Below are 20,996 nucleotides of genomic sequence, written 5' to 3' on the forward strand. Positions count from 1 at the left end.
GGCCACAGGCGAAACCCACCCACCGGCCACAGGGCGGAACCACCCCCCGGCGGAACGCCCAGCACCACGGCCCCCCTACGCCTCCGCAGGAATCACCGCAGACACCCGAAACCCACCCACGTCCGTAGGCCCGGACACAAACACGCCCCCCAGCGCGGCAACCCGCTCCTTCATCCCGAGCAACCCATTACCCCCGCTGGGCAACAGCACGGATGCCCCCGCCCCGGGCTCCGGCTCCGACGGGCACTCGTTCTCCACCTGCATCGCGATCTCGGACACCCGATGCGCCAGCCGCACATGCGTCTTCGCACCCGCCGCATGCTTGTGGACGTTGGTGAGCGCCTCCTGCACCACCCGGTACGTCGTCTGCTCGACCTCCGGCGCGTACGCCCGCACATCCCCTTCCACCGACAGGTCGACGACCATCCCCGCAGCCGCCGACTGCCCGATGAGCTCGTCCAGCTCGGCAAGACAGGGCCCGTCCACGGACAGGGCCCCGGAGCCGAACCCGAACCCGGCCCCGGCTCCGACCCCGGACTCCGAGTCGTCCGCCGCCCGCGAAGCCGCCGCCGCGGCCGCCGCCCCCACTGCCGCAAGCGGCACGGACTGCACCCGCACCCCCAGTCCGTCGCCCGTACGCAGCACGCCCAGCATCTCTCGCAACTCGGTCAGCGCCTGGCGCCCCATGTCGCCGACCAGCGCCGCGTTCTTCACGGCCTTCTCGGGATCCTTCCGAGCCACGGCCTGAAGCGCGGCGGCATGGACGACCATCAGGGACACCCGATGCGCGACCACGTCATGCATCTCCCGAGCGATCCGCGTCCGCTCCTCGTTCCGCGCCCACTCGGCCCGCTCCTCCGCCCGCTCGGCGAGCAGCTGCAGCTCCCGCTCCAGCGAGTCCGCCCGCTCCCTCAGGCTCTCCATCAGCCGACGCCGCGCCCCCACGTACAGCCCGAGCAGCACGGGCGGCGCGGTCATCCCGATTGCCGTCGTAATGGAGATGAAGGGGACGAACCAGTCCCCCATGGTCACGTCCCCGCGCACCACTCCCTGATGCGCCCGCACAAAAGTGACGATCAGCATCCCGGCGAAGGACATCCCCGCCAGCGCCCCGATGATCCGCCGCGGCAGCTCGGACGCGGCGAGCGTGTACAGCCCGACGAGTCCCATCAGGAACCCCATCTGGGCAGGCGTGATGGCGATGGAGACCAGGACAACGGCGATCGGCCACTTCCGCCGCAGCAGCAGCACGGACCCGGCGATCAGTCCGAACCCCACCCCCACCGGAACAGGCAGCCCCGCGTCATGCGCGAACCGGATCCCCTCCCCCGCGCACTCCACCGCGGACGCCGTCGCGAGTCCCGCATCCAGCACCGCACTGCGCCACCTGACCCACCACCACGGCCCGGTCCCGGCCGTGGTGTGCTCTTCCCCCGTCGTGGTCATGCCTCCAGCCTACGGTCGCCCCCCGCCCCTTTTCCGGCGAGTTTCACGTACTGGCCTACACCACCCTCCGTAATCGAACAGAAGCGAAACCCGCCAATATCCCTCGAACTGCTGAATCACTCACGACTCACCTCCGGAAGTCCACATTCCGTGCGGCCGCACGGCACGCACCGGAGACACCTGCCGGGGTTGCCTCGCGATCCACTTTTCGACAGAGCGCCGATCCGCACGATCGCCGTCGCATGGAAGGCGCCCGGTACGGCATAGTGTTGGTTGCCCACTCGGCGACCTGACCAAATGTCCATTTTGGTCGCGTTCAATCCCCCGTGGTGTAATTGGCAGCACTGTGGCTTTTGGTGCCATCTGTCCGGGTTCGAGTCCTGGCGGGGGAGCCATGCTCGGTTCGGGCCCTGACAGTTCCGTCAGGGCCCGCTCTCATGTCCCTCCTGATACGCCCCGGTATCCTGCGGGTGTCAAAACCCCCCATCCGAAGCCGAAGGGCATACCCGTGAGCGCCAATCGCCCGGCAGCCGTCGTCGTTCTTGCAGCGGGTGAGGGCACCCGTATGAAGTCGGCCACACCGAAGGTTCTGCACGAACTGTGTGGCCGTTCCCTGGTGGGTCATGTGCTCGCGGCCGCGCGCGAGTTGGAGCCCGAGAACCTGGTCGTGGTCGTGGGGCACGCCCGCGAGAAGGTCGTCGCGCATCTCGCCGAGATCGACCCCGCCGTACGCACGGCCGTGCAGGCCGAGCAGAACGGCACCGGGCACGCCGTGCGGATGGGCCTCGAAGAGCTCGGCGGCCATGTCGACGGCACCGTCGTCGTGGTCTGCGGCGACACCCCGCTGCTCAGCGGCGAGACCCTCCGGCGCCTCGCCGCCACGCACACGCAGGACGGCAACGCCGTCACCGTGCTCACCGCCGAGGTCCCCGACGCCACCGGCTACGGCCGCATCGTGCGGGACGGCGTCAGCGGCGCGGTCACCGCGATCGTCGAGCACAAGGACGCGAGCGAGTCGCAGCGGGCCATCCGCGAGATCAACTCGGGTGTCTTCGCCTTCGACGGCCAGCTGCTCGCGGACGCGCTCGGCAAGGTGCGGACGGACAACAGCCAGGGCGAGGAGTACCTGACCGACGTCCTCGGAATCCTGCGCGAGGCCGGGCACCGCGTCGGTGCGGCCGTCGCCGCCGACCACCGCGAGATCGCCGGTATCAACAACCGCGTCCAGCTCGCCGAGGCCCGCCGCATCCTCAACGACCGGCTGCTGGAGCAGGCCATGCTCGCCGGAGTGACCGTCGTGGACCCGGCCACCACGTGGGTCGACGTCACCGTCACCTTCGAGCAGGACGCGCTCGTGCACCCGGGCACCCAGCTCCAGGGCGCCACGCACCTGGGCGAGGGCGCCGAGGTCGGCCCCAACTGCCGCCTCAAGGACACCAAGGTGGGGGCCGGCGCCCGTGTCAACAACACCGTCGCCGACAGCGCCGAGGTCGGGCCGCAGGCGAGCGTGGGCCCGTACGCGTATCTCCGTCCGGGCACCCGCCTCGGACTGAAGGCCAAGGTCGGCACGTACGTCGAGACGAAGAACGCGACGATCGGCGAGGGCACCAAGATCCCGCACCTGTCCTACGTGGGCGACGCGACGATCGGCGACTACTCGAACATCGGTGCCGCCAGTGTCTTCGTGAACTATGACGGAAAGGACAAACACCACACGACGGTCGGCTCGCACTGCCGCACGGGTTCGGACAACATGTTTGTGGCTCCCGTCACGGTCGGGGACGGCGCGTACACCGCGGCGGGCTCGGTCATCACCAAGGACGTGCCGCCCGGTTCGCTGGCCGTGGCCCGTGGCCAGCAGCGGAATATCGAGGGTTGGGTGGCTCGCAAGCGTCCGGGGAGCGCGGCCGCGAAGGCGGCGGAGGCGGCTTCCCGGGAGCCGGAAGGCGAAGCCTGACCGGAAACGGGCATGTCTGACACGGCGTACCGTGATAAGTGCACACCGCACCGTGCACCCGCACCCCCAGCTGAGACGACCCCTCACGCCCAGTGGAGATGTCCTCTCAACACCCAGCTGAGAAACCTCTGAGGAGACAGTGCTGTGACCGGGATCAAGACGACCGGCGAGAAGAAGATGATGTTCTTCTCCGGCCGCGCCCACCCCGAGCTTGCCGAGGAGGTCGCCCACAAGCTGGGTGTCGGGGTCGTCCCGACGAAGGCCTTCGACTTCGCGAACGGCGAGATCTACATCCGCTACCAGGAGTCCGCCCGCGGCGCCGACTGCTTCCTGATGCAGAGCCACACGGCTCCGATCAACAAGTGGATCATGGAGCAGCTGATCATGATCGACGCTCTGAAGCGGGCCTCCGCCCGGAGCATCACGGTCATCGTGCCTTTCTACGGTTACGCCCGGCAGGACAAGAAGCACCGGGGACGTGAACCCATCTCGGCGCGTCTGATCGCGGACCTGATGAAGACGGCCGGCGCGGACCGCATCCTCACGGTCGACCTGCACACCGACCAGATCCAGGGCTTCTTCGACGGCCCGGTCGACCACCTCTTCGCGCTGCCGATCCTGGCGGACTACGTGGGTGCCAAGGTCGACAGGTCGAAGCTCACCGTCGTCTCCCCGGACGCCGGCCGGGTGCGCGTCGCCGACCGCTGGTGCGACCGTCTCGACGCCCCGCTGGCCATCGTGCACAAGCGCCGCGACAAGGACGTCGCCAACCAGGTCACGGTCCACGAGGTGGTCGGTGACGTGAAGGGCCGCGTCTGCGTGCTCGTCGACGACATGATCGACACCGGCGGCACCATCTGCGCCGCCGCCGACGCGCTGTTCGCGCACGGCGCGGAGGACGTCATCGTGACGGCCACGCACGGCGTGCTCTCTGGTCCCGCGGCCGACCGTCTGAAGAACTCCAAGGTCAGCGAGTTCATCTTCACGGACACCCTGCCGACCCCGGGCGAGCTGGAGCTCGACAAGATCACGGTGCTGTCGATCGCCCCGACCATCGCGAACGCGGTGCGTGAGGTCTTCGAGGACGGCTCGGTGACGAGCCTGTTCGAGGAGCAGTAAGCCCTCGAACCGCTCGATCTCCTAGATCGATTTCTTGTACGGCCTCCCTGCCGCGTAAGCTGTCACAGTTGCTCGGCGAGGGAGGCCGTACCGCTTCAAGGCGGATACGGCGATCCGTTATCGACGCGCTCTTCGTAGCAGGCCGATTCATATGGCCGGGTGACCTCCCCCAAGCTCTCGACTTCGTTCGAGCGGGGGATCGCAATCGCCAAGATCTACGAGGAGTGAACATGTCCGAGGTCAAGCTCGCCGCCCAGACCCGCACCGAGTTCGGCAAGGGCGCCGCCCGCCGCATCCGCCGCGAGAACCAGGTTCCCGGCGTTGTCTACGGCCACGGTGCCGAGCCGGTCCACGTGACGCTCCCGGGCCACGACCTGCTCCTCGCGCTGCGCACCCCGAACGTCCTGCTCTCCCTGGACATCGAGGGCAAGACCGAGCTGGCGATCCCGAAGGCCGTCCAGCGTGACGCGATCAAGGGCTACCTCGTGCACGTCGACCTGATCCTCGTGAAGCGCGGCGAGAAGGTCACCGTCGAGATCCCGGTCCAGACCGAGGGCGAGCTGGCCGCCGGTGGCAACCTGCTGGAGCACGTGCTCAACACCCTGACCGTCGAGGCCGAGGCCACGCACATCCCCGAGTCGGTCACCGTCTCCGTCGAGGGCCTCGAGGCCGGTGCCTCCGTCCACGCCAAGGACATCCCGCTCCCCGCGGGCACCACGCTGGCCATCGACGAGGACGCCGTCGTGCTGCAGGTCCTGTCCGCCCAGGCCGAGGAGCCGGCCGCCGAGGGTGCCGAGGGCGAGACCGAGGCCGCCGAGGCCTGATCCTCCCGGATTCCCGTCCGTCAGCCGCCGCTCCGCGAGGGAGCGGCGGCTGACGCGTATAAAGCGTCGTACGAGCAAAGCGCCGTACGGGCAGTGCGTCGTACGAGCAGAGCGTCGTACGAGCCTCGTATGAAGGTCTGGCATGAAGGAGAAGCGGACGTGACGACCGACGCCAACGCCCCCTGGCTGATCGTGGGCCTCGGCAACCCCGGCCCCGAGTACGCCATGAACCGGCACAACGTGGGCTTCATGGTCGCCGACCTGCTGGCGGAACGGATCGGCGGGAAGTTCAAGCGGGCCGGGAAGGCGCAGGCGCAGGTGATCGAGGGGCGCATCGGCCCGCCCGGTCCGGCGAACCGCCGGGTGATCCTGGCCAAGCCGATGTCGTACATGAACCTGTCCGGCGGCCCGGTGAACGCGCTGCGGGACTTCTACAAGGTGCCGGTGGCGAACATCGTCGCCGTCCACGACGAACTGGACATCGACTACGGCGTGCTGCGGCTCAAGCTCGGCGGCGGCGACAACGGCCACAACGGGCTGAAGTCGATGACGAAGGCGATGGGTCCGGACTACCACCGGGTGCGGTTCGGCATCGGGCGCCCTCCGGGCCGGATGCAGGTCGCCGACTTCGTACTGAAGGACTTCGCGTCGGCGGAGCGCAAGGAGCTGGACTACTTCGTGGACCGCGCGGCGGACGCCGCGGAGTGCCTCGTGATCGAGGGCCTGGAGCGAGCGCAGAGCACGTACAACTCGTAGGCGGCGCGCACAACTCGCAGCCGGTCGAAGTACGCGCACAACTGCCGACTTGTCCGCCCACCGGGCCCCACGGGAGTTGACCGAGCGCACGGCCATGGCCAATGATCCCGGCCATGCCTGCCGTCACCGCAAGTCGAGGCTCCCGTCAGAGCACCCACGCGGCCCTGCGGTTCGGACGGCTCGCGGCAATGGGTGCGGTCGCGGGACTGATCCTGATCGCGGGCGTCTGGGCCTCCTGGGGCACCGCCCAGCACGTGATGCTGGGCAAGGGCCGGGAGCAGGGCACGATGACCGTGAAGGCGTGCTCGGGCGAGCGCTGCACGGGGCCGTACACGCCGACATCGGCGGGTTCGAAGGCACGGGCCCGCGTCACCATCGAGCAGTCGGTGGCGGTGAAGAAGGGCCAGACGTACACGGTCACGGTGAAACCCGGCAGCAGCGACGTCGTCCGCAGCGGCCCGGCCGGGCTCCTCTACGCCTGGGTGCCCCTCGGAGGCGCCCTGCTGCTCGCCTCGGTGGTGGTCGCGGGCGGCCTGCGCCTCACACGCGTGGCGTGGGTGATGGCGGGGCTGGGGATCGCTCAGCTGACGGTCACGTTCCTGGCGCTCTGATCTGCGGATCCCGGTCGGAGATCGCCTTCATATCCATGGAAGATCTGTGCGTTCCCTGATTGTTATCCGTGACTATTGGGGCGATACATGACACATGGCTCAGGAGGGATTTTCTTCCGCTTGACCGATGGTCAGCGGAACAGGAAGCTGAGCCGCCCCCTCCACGTCTTCCGTTTCTCCTCTCGAAGATGGACTGCCCATGCGTAGCCTCACTCGCGCCGGCGCTCTCGTCGCCGGCGCATCCGCCGTACTGCTCATCGCCCCCTCGGCCCACGCCACCCAGAATGCCGATGGCCCTGGCGACAACGGCACCGTAAAGATCCACGACGCCACCACCGGCGAGGAGCTCCGCAAGAACGAGCCGCATGTCTGCACCTTCTACCTCGACGCCTTCGGCTTCGACGGCGTCCAGCAGGTCGACTGGCACATCGAGGCCTGGGCCCCGACCGCCGCGACCAAGGGCGAGACCGTGAAGTCCGGCGCGCTCACGCTGGACGCCGAGGGCCACGGCCGCACGAACGACCTGTCGCTGCCCGACGGCCATTACAAGCTGTTCTGGAACTTCGACGGCGAGAAGGGCGCGGCCAAGCACAAGGTCTTCTGGACCGACTGCACGGACGAGCAGGAGGGCGGCTCCACGCCGTCTTCGTCCGCCTCCCCGTCGAGCACGGCCGGAGCGAGCGCGTCCCCCACCTCGCCCGCCTCGTCGCCCGCCTCCGGTGAAAGCGCCGAGGCGGCCCCGTCGGCGTCCTCCTCCCCGTCCGCGCAGGGCGGCGGCGACCTCGCCGAGACCGGCAGCAGCGCACCCGTCGGCGCCCTCTCGGCCGCGGCGGCCGCGCTCGTCGCGGCGGGCGGCTACCTGGTGATCCGCCGCCGCAAGGCGAACAACGCCTGACATGCGAAAAGCGGTGCCCCCGTGCTCGTACGACCACGGGGGCACCGCCAATTCCCTCAAGATCAACCGGTGTTGCGCAGCCCCGCCGCCACACCGTTCACCGTCAGGAGCAGCGCCCGCGACAGCAGCGGGTCCGCCTCCGCGCCGGCGGCCGCCTCGTCGCGCTGGCGCTTGAGGAGGGCCACCTGGAGGTAGGAGATCGGGTCCAGGTAGGCGTCGCGGATGGCGAAGGTCTGCTGCAGGACCGGGTTGGTGTCCAGCAGCTTCTCGCCGCCGGTGATGCGGAGCACCTCGCGGACCGTCAGCTCGTGCTCGGCCTCGATGGTGGCGAACACGTGCTTCAGCTCGTCCGGCACCAGCGTGTCGACGTAGTGGCGGGCGATCCGCAGGTCGGTCTTGGCCAGCGTCATCTCGACGTTGGACAGGAAGTTGCGGAAGAAGTGCCACTGGCCGTGCATCTCGTCGAGCACGGTGTCCCCTTCCTGCCGCAGGCCCGCCTCGCGCAGCGCCTTGAGCCCGGAGCCGACGCCGAACCAGCCGGGCACGATCTGCCGGGACTGGGTCCAGCCGAACACCCACGGGATCGCCCGCAGCCCGTCCAGCCCGGCCCCGCTGTCGGGGCGACGGGAGGGCCGCGACCCGAGGTGCAGGTCGGCGAGCTGGTCGACGGGGGTGGCGGCGAAGAAGTACGCGGGCAGGTCGGGGTCCTCGACCAGCCTGCGGTACGCGGCGTGCGCGGCGTCCGAGACGACGTCCATCGCGGCGTCCCAGCGGGCCAGCGCCTCGTCCGACTGGCGGGGCGCGGTGTGCAGGGCGGAGGCCTGCAGGGTGGCGGCGACCGTCAGTTCCAGGTTCTCCCTCGCGAGCGAGGGCACCAGATACTTGTCGGAGATGACCTCGCCCTGCTCGGTCACCTTGATCTCGCCCTCCAGGGTGCCCCAGGGCTGGGCGAGGATCGCGTCGTGCGAGGGGCCGCCGCCGCGGCCGACGGTGCCGCCGCGGCCGTGGAACAGGCGAAGGCGTACGCCGTAGCGGTGGGCGACGTCGCGCAGTCGGCGCTGGGCGCGGTGGATCTCCCACTGCGAGGTGGTGATGCCGCCGAACTTGGAGGAGTCGGAGTAGCCCAGCATGACCTCCTGGACGTCGCCGCGCAGCGCGACCAGACGCCGGTAGGAGGGGTCGGAGAGCATGTCCTCCAGGATGGTGTCGGCGGCCTTCAGCTCGTCGGTGGTCTCCAGCAGCGGCACGATGCCGATCTTCGCCCAGCCCGCGTGCAGGTCCAAAAGCCCCGCCTCACGGGCGAGGACCGCCGCCGCGAACACATCGTCGGCGCCCTGGCACATCGAGATGATGTACGACTCGATCACCTCCGGCCCGAAGATCTCCAACGCCTTCTTGACCGTCCCGAACACGCCAAGGGTCTTGTGACCTGCGGCGTCGAGCGGCGCGGGAGTGGGGGCGAGGGGTCGCCGGGACCGCAGCTCCTTGGCGAGGAGCTTGGCACGGTAGTCGCGGGGCATGTCGACGTAACGCCAGGACTCCTCACCGAGGCGGTCGAAGAGCTGGCCGAGCGCGTGATGGTGGGCGTCCGCGTGCTCGCGTACGTCCATGGTCGCCAGCTGCAGACCGAACGCGGCCAGCGTGCGGATCGTCCGGTTCATCCGGCCGTCCGCGAACAGTGCGCCACGATGCTCGCGCAGCGAGGTCTGGATCAGCGTCAGATCCCGCAGCAGCTCGGCCGTGCCCAGGTAGTCCCGCCCGTCCTCGTGCGCGGTGCCCTGGGCCAGGCGCTGCTTGGTGTTCTCCAGCTTCTGCCGGATGCAGGTCGCCTTCAGCCGGTAGGGCTCCTCCGCGTTCAGCCGCTTGTAACGCGGGCTGATCTCCGGCAGCCGCTCCAGATCCGTCCGCAACGAGTCCAGCAGTTCCTCCGTCGCACCCGTGTAGCGGATCGAGTTCGACAGGAAGCCCCGCAGCTCGTCGATCAGCTCCAGCGCGTCGTTGATGCCGTGCTCGTGCTGCAGGATCAGCACATCCCAGGTGACATCGGGGGTGACGTTCGGGTTGCCGTCCCGGTCACCGCCGATCCAGGTGCCGAAGGTCAGCGGTCGCGTCTCGTCCGGAACCTGGACGCCGACGCGCTCCAGCTCCGCCGTCAGATCCTCCAACACGTCGCCGACCGCGCCGGCGTGCAGCTCGTCCAGGTAGTAGATGGCGTTGCGGGCCTCGTCCGCAGGCTCCGGACGCACCACACGCAGCTCGTCGGTCTGCCACACCAGGTCGATGTTCTCCGCCAGCCGGGTGTCGTACCGGCGGCGGTCGGCCTCGATGACCGGGGTCTCCAGCAGCGCGGCGATACGGCGCAGCTTGTTCAGGACCGAACGGCGCGCGGCCTCCGTCGGGTGAGCCGTGAACACCGGACGGACATTGAGGTTCTTGACCGTCTCGCGCAGGTGTTCGGGGTCGGCGTCCTTGAGCCGGTCGGCCGTGCGGGAGAGCAGGCCGCCCTCCGCGGCGCGCTTGGCGCGCAGCTCGCGGCCGCGGTGCACCTGCTCGGTCACGTTCGCCAGATGGAAGTACGTCGAGAAGGCGCGGACCAGCTTGGCCGCGGTCTCCAGCTCCGTGCCACGCAGCAGCTCGGCGGCGGCCTCGCCGTCCTCACGGGTCAGTCGGCGGACCTTCTCGACCAGTTCCAGCAGTTCCGGGCCTTCCTGCCGGACGAGGGTCTCGCCGAGCAGATCGCCGAGGCGGCGGATGTCGGCGCGCAGCTCGCTGCTGGTCATGGTGTTCTGGTCGTCGGCACTGCTCACAGGTGCGGCTCCTTGCAGTGTTGAAGCTCGTCCGAAGAGTGTGGAAGCTCGTCTGAAGCTCGTCTGGGAGGGAACCCGGGTGGCGACCGCACGGCGGGTGCCGCTTAGGGACGTGGCATCCGGGAAGAAATCAGAACGGACCGCGCTGTCCGACCGACTCCAAGGATAGGTGTCCATGTGGACGCGCAGGCTCACGGGCTCTTGCCGACGGGCTACGCGCTGCCATACTTACGACGCCGTAGGTTACGGAAGCGTAGGTACTCTCGTCAGATAACGGGAGGACCCTGAGATCCGTACCCCGGACTTCTGGCTCAACCCTCTCCCCGGACATCTGTCTTCACCCTCGAACCCCACAGGGGACGCCCATGACCACGAGCTCCGATGTGATCGACGACGCCCCGCAGGCGAACAACGACACCCCGCTCCCCTCCGCCACGCTGGGCGGCGAGCAGAAGCGGTCACTCGAACAGATCACGCTTCTGCTCTTCATCACCGTCCCGTTCCTCGCGCTGGTCGCGGCGGTGCCTCTGGCCTGGGGCTGGGGGGTGAGCTGGCTGGATCTCGGCCTGCTGGTCTTCTTCTACTACCTGGGCTGCCACGGCATCACGATCGGCTTCCACCGCTACTTCACGCACGGTTCCTTCAAGGCGAAACGCCCGCTGCGGATCGCGCTGGCGATCGCCGGTTCGATGGCGGTGGAGGGGCCCCTCGTGCGCTGGGTCGCCGACCACCGCAAGCACCACAAGTTCTCCGACGCCGAGGGTGACCCGCATTCGCCCTGGCGCTTCGGCGAGACGGTTCCGGCGCTGGTGAAGGGCCTGTGGTGGGCGCACATCGCCTGGATGTTCGACGAGGAGCAGACCCCGCAGGACAAGTACGCGCCGGATCTGATCAAGGACCCGGCGATCCGCGCGATCTCGCGTCAGTTCATCTACTGGACCATGCTCTCCCTGGCCCTTCCGCCGCTGATCGGCGGCCTGGCGACGATGTCGTGGTGGGGCGCCTTCACCGGTTTCTTCTGGGGCTCACTCGTCCGGGTGGGCCTGCTGCACCATGTGACCTGGTCGATCAACTCGATCTGCCACGCGGTGGGCAAGCGCCCCTTCAAGTCGCGTGACCGTTCGGGCAACGTGTGGTGGCTGGCCGTGCTCTCCTGCGGCGAGTCCTGGCACAACCTGCACCACGCCGACCCGACCTCCGCGCGGCACGGCGTGGAGCGCGGCCAGCTGGACTCCTCGGCCCGGATCATCCGCTGGTGCGAGCAGCTCGGCTGGGCGTACGACGTGCGCTGGCCGTCACGCTCGCGTATCGATTCCCGCCGCAATACCGACGGGACCGGCTCCCGACGCAAGACGGAAACCCCCGAAGCGGCATGATTGACAGCGTGGCGACCGACTCCAGCAGCACCTCGAGCAGCAATGAGAAGCCGCGGCGCGCGCGCCGCACCCGCATGACCGGTGCCGAGCGCCGTCAGCAGCTGCTGGAGATCGGCCGCACCCTGTTCGCGGCCAAGGGCTTCGAGGGCACGTCGGTGGAGGAGATCGCGGCGAAGGCCGGGGTCTCCAAGCCGGTGGTGTACGAGCACTTCGGCGGCAAGGAGGGCCTGTACGCGGTGGTGGTGGACCGCGAGATGCGCCGCCTGCTGGACATGGTGACGGGTTCGCTGACCGCAGGGCACCCCCGTGAGCTCTGCGAGCAGGCCGCGTTCGCCCTCCTGGACTACATCGAGGAGTACACGGACGGCTTCCGCATCCTGGTCCGCGACTCCCCCATCCCCCAGTCGACGGGCTCCTTCGCCTCGCTCATCTCCGACATCGCCACCCAGGTGGAGGACATCCTGGGCCGCGAATTCAAGAGCCGCGGCTTCGACCCGAAGCTCGCCCCGCTGTACGCGCAGGCCCTGGTCGGCATGGTCGCCCTGACGGGCCAGTGGTGGCTCGACGTCCGCAAGCCCCGCAAGGCCGAGGTCGCCGCCCATCTGGTGAACCTCGCCTGGCACGGCCTGGACGGCCTGGAGCCGAAGCCGCGGCTGATAGGCCATCGCAAGTCCTAGGACTGCATGGGCTCCAGGAACTCCAGGCGGTTGCCGACGGGGTCCTCCGAGTAGAAGCGCCGATGGCCGGGGAGGCCGTCGTCCCAGGTGACGGGCGCGTGATGGGCCGCGAGGCGTTCGGCGTACGCCTCGATGTCCCGAACCCGCAGCCCTGGGTGCGCCTTCTTGGCGGCCCGGAAGTGATCCTCGATCCCCAGGTGCAGCTGCACGGCCCCCGCCCGGAACCAGCAGCCTCCGCGGGCGGCGAGAACGGGCGGTTTGGCCATCTCGGTCATCCCGAGGACATCGACGTAATACGCGCGCAGCCGGTCCTCGGACCCCGGCGGCGCGGCGAGCTGCACATGGTCGACGGCGACGAGCATCAGGCGGCGGCCTTCCCGGCCACGGCGAACAGCCGGCGGAAGGGGAGCACCGTGCCGTACGGCTCCGTCGGATAGGCGTCGCGCAGCAGGTCCCGGTATTCACCCACGAAGGCGTCCCGGGCCTCCGGGTCGTCCGCGAGGGCCGTGAGGGCGGGTCGCAGCCCCGTACCCTTCGCCCAGTCCAGCACCGGGTCCTCGCCCGGCAGCAGCTGCATGTACGTCGTCTCCCAGACGTCCGCCTCGCAGCCGAGCCGGGCCAGCCGGTCCAGGTAGACCAGCGGATCGTGGACCGAGTCCTCATGACGCAGGACGCCGTCGAGCAGGTCCTTCCAGCGGGCGGTGGCCGCGAGTTCGCGCATCAGGGCGTGCAGCGGCGCGTCGATGTTGTTGGGGATCTGGAAGGCGAAGGTACCGCCGGGGGCGAGCGCGTCGAGCCAGGCCGGGAAGGACTCCAGATGCCCCGGCACCCACTGGAGCGCCGCGTTCGAGACGATCAGGTCGTACGTCTCCGGGGGCGCCCAGCGCGTGAGGTCGGCGTGAGCGAAGTCGAGCCGGCCGCCGCCGGCCGTGGGACCGGCGTACTCCTTGGTCCTGGCGAGCATCTCCGGGGAGTTGTCGTAGCCGGTGATGTGCGCGGTGGGCCAGCGCTCGGCGAGCTGGGTGGTGACGTTGCCGGGGCCGCAGCCGAGGTCGGCGATGCGGGCAGGGTCGCGGGGCGGCGCCGGGACGCGGGCGAGGAGGTCGGCGAAGGGGCGGGCGCGGTGCTCCGCGTGACGCAGGTACTGGCTCGGGTCCCAGGCGGGGGTGGTGGCGGCTGACATGGGTGGGGCCTCCTGAAAAGCAGGGAAACCATCTTGAGGACTGTCTCGAGAGCTGATCGAGCTGCCGCGAGAATTATCTTGATCTCAAGATACTCTATATCAAGAGACTTCATGTCGACACAACCATTACACTGATCGTCATGGAGGACGAGGTCGATCGGCTGGTCGCTGCGTGGCGCCGGGAGCGCCCGGACCTCGACGTGGAACCACTGGAAGTGCTCAGCCGGGTGAGCAGACTGGCCCGGCATCTGGACCGTGCCCGCCGCCTGGCGTTCTCCGAGCACAGCCTGGAGCCCTGGGAGTTCGACGTCCTGACCGCGCTCAGGCGCGCGGGATCCCCGTATCAGCTCTCGCCCGGCCAACTGCTCACCCAGACACTCGTCACCTCGGGCACGATGACGAACCGCATCGACCGGCTGACGAAGAAGGGCCTGGTGGAGCGCCTCCCCGACCCGAGCGACCGCAGGGGCGTGCTCGTACGCCTGACGGACGAGGGCCGTGACCGCGCCGACCAGGCACTGGCGGGCCTCCTCGAACAGGAGCGCGCGATCCTGGCGGAGCTCAGCAGGGCACAACGCGCCGAACTGGCGGGCCTGCTACGCCAGTTGACCGCCCCGTTCGACAATATCCCCGGCTAGGTCGACGGGTCCGACCCCGGCACGGCGGGCAAGCGCCACGGCGGCGAGAGTCGAGTGCACGCCCAACTTCCCGAGCACGTTCTGCATATGCGTACGGACGGTGTGCGGCGACAGGAACAACCGCTCGGCGACGGCCTTCCTGCCCAGCCCGGCGACCATGCACCGCAGCACTTCCCGCTCCCGGGGCGTGAGCGACTCGACGAGCCGCTCGCTCTCGGTGCGGTGCTTGCGCGCGGCGGTCAACTCGCGCAGCACGCCGGTGAGAAGGGCGGGCGGAAGGTGGGTCTCGTCCCGCAACACGCCACGTATGACGGTGAGCAGCCGCGACAGCGAACAGTCCTTGGCAACCCACCCGGAGGCCCCGGCCTGCAAGGCGAGCGCGGCCCTGCGCGGGTCGTCCTTCTCGGCCAGCACGACGGTCCGTACGCTCGGCTGGCCTGAACGGACACCGGCGACGAGCGAGATCCCGTCCACCAGCCCGTCCTCATTGCTCTCCTGGACGGGCACGGCCGCCGGACGCATGCCGGGCAGACTGCCGCCCAGGTCCGCGTCGACGAGCAGCACATCGAACCGGCGGCCTTCCGCCGCCGCGCGCTCCAGGCAGCGCAGCGCGGCGGGACCGCTGCCCGCTGCGGACACGTCGACGTCGGGCTCGGCCGCGAGGGCGGCAGCGAGCGACTCGGCGAAGATGCGATGGTCGTCGACGACCAGTACTCGGATGCGAACCACTCTGAAACCCCCACTGTCGGGGGACGGCCGGTGCGGGCACGGCGCCCGAAGTGATCCCGAGCCCGCTGACGACTCGGAAAGCAAGGTGCCACAGCCGCACGGCCGCCGCCGTGCTGGAACTGCTACCCCCACTTCGGGCGTCGTACCCGACTGTCTCGCCCCCTGATCAGCACCGGCCCCCACCGGCGCTGTTCATCAGGGTAAGGCCGGGGGCCGGGAGCGGAAGGTAATTTGCAGAACTGGTTGGCCAGCGCGTTTATGGTGAGCCGTATGTTTCGTATTGAGACAGGAGACGACAGAGAACGGCGCGATCTGCTCCGCCGGCGCCTGCGCGACACCAACACCGCGGCGTCTCCGGTCCTCCGCGCCCTGCGCGGAACCCCGGATGAACGCGAACTTCCGCTCCATGTCTGGGCCTTGGACTCCACCGGCGCCCTCGCCGGCGGCCTCGTCGGCCACACCTGGACGACGTGGCTCCACGTGACCTACCTGTGGGTCGACGGCATCCACCGAGGCTCGGGCCTCGGCTCCCGTCTCCTGGCCGAGGCCGAGCACATGGCCACCGCCGAACGCGGCTGCCGCAACGCGCGCCTGGAGACCTGGGACTTCCAGGCCCCCGATTTCTACAAGAAGCGGGGGTACGAGGTGGTGTGCGTGATTCCCGATTACCCGCCGGGGATCACGGAGTACACGCTGACGAAGCGCTTGGGCTGAGCAAAGGGGTTCTCGCCCCCTCCGCCCCTACCCGTCCCGTATCCGGGGGCTGCGCCCCCGGACCCCCGCCAAAAGAATGCGCAGTTCCCCGCGCCCCTGAAAGGGCGCGGGGAACTGCGTGTACGGCGAAAGACCTTCAGGCCAGACGGCGGGCCCCCGCTGACGGTACCGCCGGGAACACCCGGGGAGCCGTGAAGCCCGCCGCGGCGAATGCCTCCTCCACCGCCTTGGTGACCGTGTCGGCGTCCGCGGACTCGACCAGGACGATCGCCGAGCCACCGAAGCCGCCGCCGGTCATCCGGGCGCCGAGGGCACCGGAGGAAGTGGCGGTGTCGACGACCAGGTCCAACTCCGGGCAGGAGATCCGCAGGTCGTCCCGCAGGGATGCGTGGCCGTCGGTGAGGACGGGGCCGATGGCCCGGACATCGCCGGCGTCCAGCAGCGTGACGACCCGCTCCACGCGCTGGTCGTCGGAGACGACATGGCGGACGTAGCGGCGTACGCGCTCGTCGGAGAGGCGGGCCAGCGCCGCGTCCAACTCCTCGTACGCGACGTCACGGAGATGGGAGACGCCCAGCTGTCGCGCCCCCTCCTCGCACCCCTCCCGCCGCTCCGCGTACGCCCCGTCGCCCAGCGCGTGCTTCACACGGGTGTCCACGACCAGGAGCTCCAGGCCGTGGGCGGGCAGGTCGAACGGGATCTGACGGATCGACAGGTCGCGGCAGTCGAGGTGCAGGGCGTGCCCCTCGTCGCAGCACGCGGACGCCGTCTGGTCCATCACGCCGCAGGGGACGCCGACGAAGTCGTTCTCGGCGCGCTGGGCGAGCTTCGCCAGCTCCGGGCGTGCCAGCCCCAGTTCGAAGAGGTCGTTGAGCGCCAGGACGGTGACGACCTCCAGTGCCGCCGACGACGACAGGCCCGCGCCGGTCGGCACCGTCGAGGCCAGGTGGATGTCCGCGCCGGTGATCGCGTGCCCCGCCTCGCGCAGGACCCAGACGACGCCCGCCGGGTACGCGGCCCAGCTGGTGTTCGTCCGTGGCTCCAGCGCGTCCACGTGCAGCTCGACGATCGGCCCCTCGATGTCCGCCGAGTGGATGCGCAGGACGCCGTCCGAGCGGCGCGACACCGCCGCCACCGCGGTGTGCGGCAGGGCGAGCGGCATCACGAACCCCTCGTTGAAGTCCGTGTACTCGCCGATCAGGTTGACCCGGCCCGGCGCGGCCCAGACGCCCTCGGGAGCCGTCCCGTACAGCTCCTCGAAGCCCTCACGTACCCCCACTTGCTATCCCTTCGCTACGTTCTGTGCGAACTCCCACGCGTCCGCGACGATCCCCGCGAGATCCGCACGGGACGGGTTCCAGCCGAGCCGCTCCCGGGCCGTGGCCGCGGAAGCCACCAACACAGCCGGGTCGCCGCCGCGGCGCGGGGCCACGGCCTCGGGGATCGGGTGCCCGGTCACCTGTCGCACCGTCTCGATGACCTCGCGGACGGAGAACCCGTTGCCGTTGCCGAGGTTGCAGATCAGGTGTTCGGCCGGAGTGGCCGCCTTCAACGCCAGCAGGTGGGCTTCCGCCAGGTCCGCGACGTGGATGTAGTCACGGATGCAGGTGCCGTCCGGCGTCGGGTAGTCGTCGCCGTAGACCGAGATCGCGTCGCGGCGGCCCTGCGCGACCTGGAGGACCAGGGGGATCAGATGCGACTCGGGGTCGTGGCGCTCTCCGCACGCCCCGTACGCGCCCGCCACGTTGAAGTAGCGCAGCGACACCGCGCCCAGTCCGTGCGCCGCCGCCTCGCCGGTGATCATGTGGTCGACGGCGAGCTTCGAGGCGCCGTAGGGGTTGGTGGGCCTGGTGGGCGCCGACTCGACGATCGGGGTCTTCTCCGGTTCGCCGTACGTCGCCGCCGTGGAGGAGAAGACCAGCTTGCGGACGCCCGCCTCGCGCATCGCGGCGAGCAGCGCCATCGTGCCGCCGACGTTGTTGTCCCAGTACTTCTCGGGCTTCATGACCGACTCGCCGACCTGCGAGAACGCGGCGAAGTGGAGCACGGCGTCGAACGAGGAGTCCAGCCACTTGGCCGCGTCCCGGATGTCGCCTTCCACGAACGAAGCACCCGCCGGTACGCCCTCTCGGAAGCCCGTCGAGAGGTTGTCCAGTACGACGACCTCGTGGCCTGCCTCGATCAGGTGCTGCGCGACCACGCTGCCCACATAGCCCGCGCCACCGGTGACCAGGTACTTCCCACTCATGAACTCGCTACCTCTCGCAGTCGCTCGGCCGCGGTCTCCGGCGGCACGTCGTTGATGAACACGCTCATGCCGGACTCGGAACCCGCGAGGAACTTCAGCTTGCCGGAAGTACGTCGAATGGTGAAAAGCTCAAGGTGAAGCGCGAAATCGTCACGGTGGACGCCCTCGAACTCCTCCAGTGCGCCGAAGGGTGCCTGGTGCCAGGCGGCGATGTACGGCGTCGGAGGCTCGCCCGCCCCTTCCTTCCCTCCACCCGGCGCCCCTTCTTTCCCTCCACCCCGCCCATCGAAGATCCGGTCGAAGCGCCTCAAGAGTTCCAGATAGACCTGGGGGAACTCTGTGCGCGCGCCCTCGTCGAGGCCGAGCAGGTCGGGCACGCGGCGCCGCGGGTAGAGGTGGACCTCGTACGGCCAGTGCGCCGCGTACGGCACGAAGGCCACCCAGTGGTCACTCGACAGGACGACCCGGGAGCCGTCCGCGATCTCGCGGGCGACGACCTCGTCGAAGAGGTTCTCCCCGCCGGTCGCCTCCTTGTGAGCTGCCAGTGAACGCAGCATCAGCGCGGTGCGCGGGGTGGTGAAGGGATAGCCGTAGATCTGTCCGTGCGGGTGGCCGAGGGTCACACCGATCTCGGGGCCGCGGTTCTCGAAGCAGAAGACCTGTTCGACGGAGGGGAGGTGGGACAGCTCGGCGGTCCGGTCCGTCCACGCCTCCAGCACCAGCCGCGCCTGATCCTCCGTGAGGTCGGCGAAGGACGCGTCGTGGTCGGAGGTGAAGCAGACGACCTCGCAGCGGCCGGAGTCGCCGGCCAGGGAGGGGAATCGGTTCTCGAAGACCACGACGTCGTACGAGGAGTCGGGGATCTCGCTCAGCCGGTCGCCGGAGGAGGGGCACAGGGGGCATTCGTTCGCCGGCGGGTGGTACGTACGGCCCTGGCGGTGCGAGGCGATCGCGACCGAATCGCCGAGCAGCGGGTCGCGGCGTACCTCCGAAGTGGTGACGGTCGGATCGAGCGGGCGCCGGTCCACCGCGTCGCGCACCACGTCGTCGCGCGAGTCGTAGTAGATGAGCTCACGACCGTCGGCGAGCCGGGTCGAGGTCTTCTTCACAGTCGGACTCCCCATCCGCACCCATTCAAACCATCAAACAGAACCGAACACAACAAACCACGAATCACCACCTGCGTCAACATCACAATCAAACAAAGGACACCACCAGAAGTGTCCATTTCTTGAACATGGAGGCGTAGGTTCCGCTCTTGATCAGTTCGCGCAACGAAGCGAGACGAAGCGAGTTCTTATGCAGCCCCCCACACAATCCCCCACATTCCTCACCGAACCAGGCATCCACCTCGCCGCCGGACTCCGGCTCCCCACCAATGGCCTCGACTACACGATCCTGGCGATCTACTTCGTCGCCGTGCTCGGCATCGGTTTCGCCGCCCGCCGCTCGGTGAAGACGAGCCTCGACTTCTTCCTCTCCGGGCGCTCACTGCCCGCGTGGGTCACCGGGCTCGCGTTCATCTCCGCCAACCTGGGCGCCACCGAGATCCTGGGCATGGCCGCCAACAGCGCGCAGTACGGCGTCTACACCGTGCACTGGTACTGGATCGGCGCCATCCCCGCCATGGTCTTCCTCGGCCTGGTGATGATGCCCTTCTACTACGGTTCCAAGGTCCGCTCGGTCCCCGAGTTCCTGCTGCTGCGCTTCGACAAATGGGCGCACCTGCTGAGTTCGATCCTGTTCGCCTGCGCCGCCATCCTGATCGCCGGCGTCAATCTCTACTCGCTCGCGATCGTCGTCGAGGCGCTGCTCGGCTGGCCGCAGTGGGTGGCGATCGTGGTGGCCGGACTCTTCGTCCTGGCGTACATCACGCTCGGCGGCCTGTCCTCCGCCATCTACAACGAAGTCCTGCAGTTCTTCGTCATCCTCGCCGCGCTGATCCCGATCGCCGCGCTCGGCCTGAAGCGGGTGGGCGGCTGGGACGGCCTGACGAACTCCCTCGACAAGACCCACGGCGCCGACTTCACGACCGCCTGGGGCGGCACGGGCATCGGCCACGACAACCCACTGGGCGCCAACTGGCTGACCATCGTGCTCGGCCTGGGCTTCGTCCTGTCCTTCGGCTACTGGACGACGAACTTCGCCGAGGTCCAGCGCGCGCTGTCGGCCAAGAACCTCTCCGCGGCCCAGCGCACCCCGCTGATCGCCGCGTACCCGAAGATCTTCATCGTCTTCCTGGTGATGATCCCGGGCCTGGTGGCGGCCGTCCTGGTCCCGAAGATCGGCACGAGCGGCTCGGACCTGCAGTACAACGACGCGATCCCCTATCTGATGCAGGAGCTGTTGCCGAACGGCGTTCTCGGCATCGCGGTGACGGGGCTCCTCGCGGCCTTCATGGCGGGCATGGCGGCCAACGTCTCGTCCTTCAACACGGTCTTCACGACGGACATCTGGGCGAAGTACGTGGTCAGGGGACGGGAGGACACCTACTACGTCCGCTTCGGCCGTCTGATCACGGTGATCGGAGTGCTGGCCTCGATGGGCACGGCGTTCCTGGCGTCGTCCTTCTCGAACATCATGAGCTACCTGCAGACACTGTTCTCCTTCTTCAACGTGCCGATGTTCGTGGTCTTCATCGTCGGCATGTTCTGGAAGCGCGCGTCGGTGAAGTCGGGCTTCTGGGGCCTGCTGGCCGGGACGACCGCGGCGATGATCAATTACTTCGTCATCTACAAGCAGGGCATCATCGGCATCCCCTCCGACCAGGGCGCCAACTTCGTCTCGGCGATCGCGGGCTTCGTGGCCGGTGCGGTGGTCATGGTGACGGTCTCGTTCTTCACCGCCCCCAAGCCGGAGGAGGACCTCCAGGGCCTCGTCTACGGGACCCGCTCCCCCGGCATGGCCGAGCCGCCCGCCGTCGGCGACGACGCCTGGTACCGCAAGCCGGCCCTGCTGGGCTGGGGCGCGTTGATCCTGGCGGCCGCCTGCTACATCCCGTTCTCGTTCTGATCTC

19 protein-coding genes and 1 tRNA gene are annotated in these 20,996 nt (G+C 69.1%); 12 read left to right on the plus strand and 8 right to left on the minus strand.

Features of this window, described 5'->3' with window-relative positions; translation table 11 throughout:
• Nucleotides 1-75: 75 nt before the first annotated feature.
• Nucleotides 76-1,446 carry a sensor histidine kinase gene (locus tag OG390_RS21295; RefSeq protein ID WP_406170122.1) on the minus strand — a complete coding sequence of 457 codons (1,371 nt, stop codon included), beginning with the start codon at nt 1,444-1,446 and terminating at the stop codon, nt 76-78.
• Between the two features lie 320 nt (nt 1,447-1,766).
• On the opposite strand from OG390_RS21295, the gene OG390_RS21300 reads away from it, so the two are divergent.
• The 7 genes from OG390_RS21300 (at nt 1,767) to OG390_RS21330 (ending at nt 7,608) form a co-directional block, all read left to right on the plus strand.
• A tRNA-Gln gene (locus tag OG390_RS21300) sits at nt 1,767-1,841 on the plus strand.
• Nucleotides 1,842-1,954: 113 nt separating this feature from the next.
• A complete protein-coding gene (gene glmU, locus OG390_RS21305; protein WP_399086929.1) occupies nt 1,955-3,403 on the plus strand; it encodes a bifunctional UDP-N-acetylglucosamine diphosphorylase/glucosamine-1-phosphate N-acetyltransferase GlmU in 1,449 nt (482 codons plus the stop codon).
• Between the two features lie 144 nt (nt 3,404-3,547).
• Entirely contained in the window at nt 3,548-4,522 is a 975-nt protein-coding gene (locus tag OG390_RS21310; protein ID WP_399086927.1) for a ribose-phosphate diphosphokinase, read from the plus strand.
• A 230-nt stretch (nt 4,523-4,752) separates the two neighbouring features.
• Nucleotides 4,753-5,346, plus strand: coding sequence for a 50S ribosomal protein L25/general stress protein Ctc (locus tag OG390_RS21315; RefSeq protein WP_406170125.1), 594 nt, complete (start codon nt 4,753-4,755; stop codon nt 5,344-5,346).
• 129 nt (nt 5,347-5,475) lie between these two features.
• Entirely contained in the window at nt 5,476-6,102 is a 627-nt protein-coding gene (gene pth / locus OG390_RS21320; protein ID WP_406170126.1) for an aminoacyl-tRNA hydrolase, read from the plus strand.
• A 101-nt stretch (nt 6,103-6,203) separates the two neighbouring features.
• Entirely contained in the window at nt 6,204-6,713 is a 510-nt protein-coding gene (locus tag OG390_RS21325; RefSeq protein WP_406170128.1) for a hypothetical protein, read from the plus strand.
• Between the two features lie 199 nt (nt 6,714-6,912).
• Nucleotides 6,913-7,608 (plus strand): LPXTG cell wall anchor domain-containing protein, encoded by a 696-nt coding sequence (locus tag OG390_RS21330; RefSeq protein ID WP_406170130.1) that lies wholly within the window; start codon nt 6,913-6,915, stop codon nt 7,606-7,608.
• 62 nt (nt 7,609-7,670) lie between these two features.
• Here the strand turns inward: OG390_RS21330 and ppc are convergent, their stop codons facing one another.
• Nucleotides 7,671-10,415: a phosphoenolpyruvate carboxylase gene (gene ppc / locus OG390_RS21335; protein ID WP_406170132.1), complete on the minus strand. Its 2,745-nt coding sequence runs from the start codon at nt 10,413-10,415 to the stop codon at nt 7,671-7,673.
• 365 nt (nt 10,416-10,780) lie between these two features.
• On the opposite strand from ppc, the gene OG390_RS21340 reads away from it, so the two are divergent.
• Together OG390_RS21340 and OG390_RS21345 are read left to right on the plus strand one after the other, a co-directional pair.
• A complete protein-coding gene (locus OG390_RS21340; protein WP_406170134.1) occupies nt 10,781-11,791 on the plus strand; it encodes an acyl-CoA desaturase in 1,011 nt (336 codons plus the stop codon).
• The gene (locus OG390_RS21345) at nt 11,788-12,468 is read left to right on the plus strand and encodes a TetR family transcriptional regulator (protein ID WP_399086913.1); all 681 of its coding nucleotides are present in this window, start codon (nt 11,788-11,790) and stop codon (nt 12,466-12,468) included. The genes OG390_RS21340 and OG390_RS21345 overlap by 4 nt, the downstream gene beginning before the upstream one ends.
• Here OG390_RS21345 and OG390_RS21350 read toward each other — a convergent pair.
• Nucleotides 12,465-12,830: a VOC family protein gene (locus OG390_RS21350; RefSeq protein ID WP_406170136.1), complete on the minus strand. Its 366-nt coding sequence runs from the start codon at nt 12,828-12,830 to the stop codon at nt 12,465-12,467. The genes OG390_RS21345 and OG390_RS21350 overlap by 4 nt on opposite strands.
• Nucleotides 12,830-13,651 (minus strand): trans-aconitate 2-methyltransferase, encoded by an 822-nt coding sequence (locus OG390_RS21355; RefSeq protein ID WP_406170138.1) that lies wholly within the window; start codon nt 13,649-13,651, stop codon nt 12,830-12,832. Before OG390_RS21355 ends, OG390_RS21350 begins: the two co-directional genes overlap by 1 nt.
• A 140-nt stretch (nt 13,652-13,791) precedes the next feature.
• Between OG390_RS21355 and tamR the strand changes: the two genes are divergently transcribed.
• On the plus strand, nt 13,792-14,289 hold the full coding sequence (gene tamR / locus OG390_RS21360; RefSeq protein WP_399086907.1) for a MarR family transcriptional regulator TamR: 498 nt from the start codon (nt 13,792-13,794) through the stop codon (nt 14,287-14,289).
• Here the strand turns inward: tamR and OG390_RS21365 are convergent.
• Entirely contained in the window at nt 14,248-15,018 is a 771-nt protein-coding gene (locus tag OG390_RS21365) for a LuxR C-terminal-related transcriptional regulator (protein WP_406170139.1), read from the minus strand. The two genes, tamR and OG390_RS21365, sit on opposite strands and share 42 nt — an antisense overlap.
• A gap of 258 nt (nt 15,019-15,276) precedes the next feature.
• Between OG390_RS21365 and OG390_RS21370 the strand changes: the two genes are divergently transcribed.
• Nucleotides 15,277-15,732, plus strand: coding sequence for a GNAT family N-acetyltransferase (locus tag OG390_RS21370; RefSeq protein ID WP_406177780.1), 456 nt, complete (start codon nt 15,277-15,279; stop codon nt 15,730-15,732).
• 136 nt (nt 15,733-15,868) lie between these two features.
• Here the strand turns inward: OG390_RS21370 and galK are convergent, their stop codons facing one another.
• The 3 genes from galK to galT are packed head-to-tail and all read right to left on the minus strand — an operon-like array spanning nt 15,869 to nt 19,089.
• A complete protein-coding gene (gene galK, locus OG390_RS21375; RefSeq protein WP_406170141.1) occupies nt 15,869-17,011 on the minus strand; it encodes a galactokinase in 1,143 nt (380 codons plus the stop codon).
• Between the two features lie 3 nt (nt 17,012-17,014).
• Nucleotides 17,015-17,980: a UDP-glucose 4-epimerase GalE gene (galE, locus tag OG390_RS21380; RefSeq protein ID WP_406170143.1), complete on the minus strand. Its 966-nt coding sequence runs from the start codon at nt 17,978-17,980 to the stop codon at nt 17,015-17,017.
• A complete protein-coding gene (galT, locus tag OG390_RS21385) occupies nt 17,977-19,089 on the minus strand; it encodes a galactose-1-phosphate uridylyltransferase (RefSeq protein ID WP_406170145.1) in 1,113 nt (370 codons plus the stop codon). The genes galE and galT overlap by 4 nt, the downstream gene beginning before the upstream one ends.
• Before the next feature lie 190 nt (nt 19,090-19,279).
• Between galT and OG390_RS21390 the strand changes: the two genes are divergently transcribed.
• Nucleotides 19,280-20,992 carry a sodium:solute symporter family protein gene (locus tag OG390_RS21390; protein ID WP_406170147.1) on the plus strand — a complete coding sequence of 571 codons (1,713 nt, stop codon included), beginning with the start codon at nt 19,280-19,282 and terminating at the stop codon, nt 20,990-20,992.
• Nucleotides 20,993-20,996: the final 4 nt, after the last annotated feature.

Origin of the sequence: Streptomyces sp. NBC_00996 (assembly GCF_045162675.1) — a bacterium.
Taxonomy (GTDB): domain Bacteria; phylum Actinomycetota; class Actinomycetes; order Streptomycetales; family Streptomycetaceae; genus Streptomyces.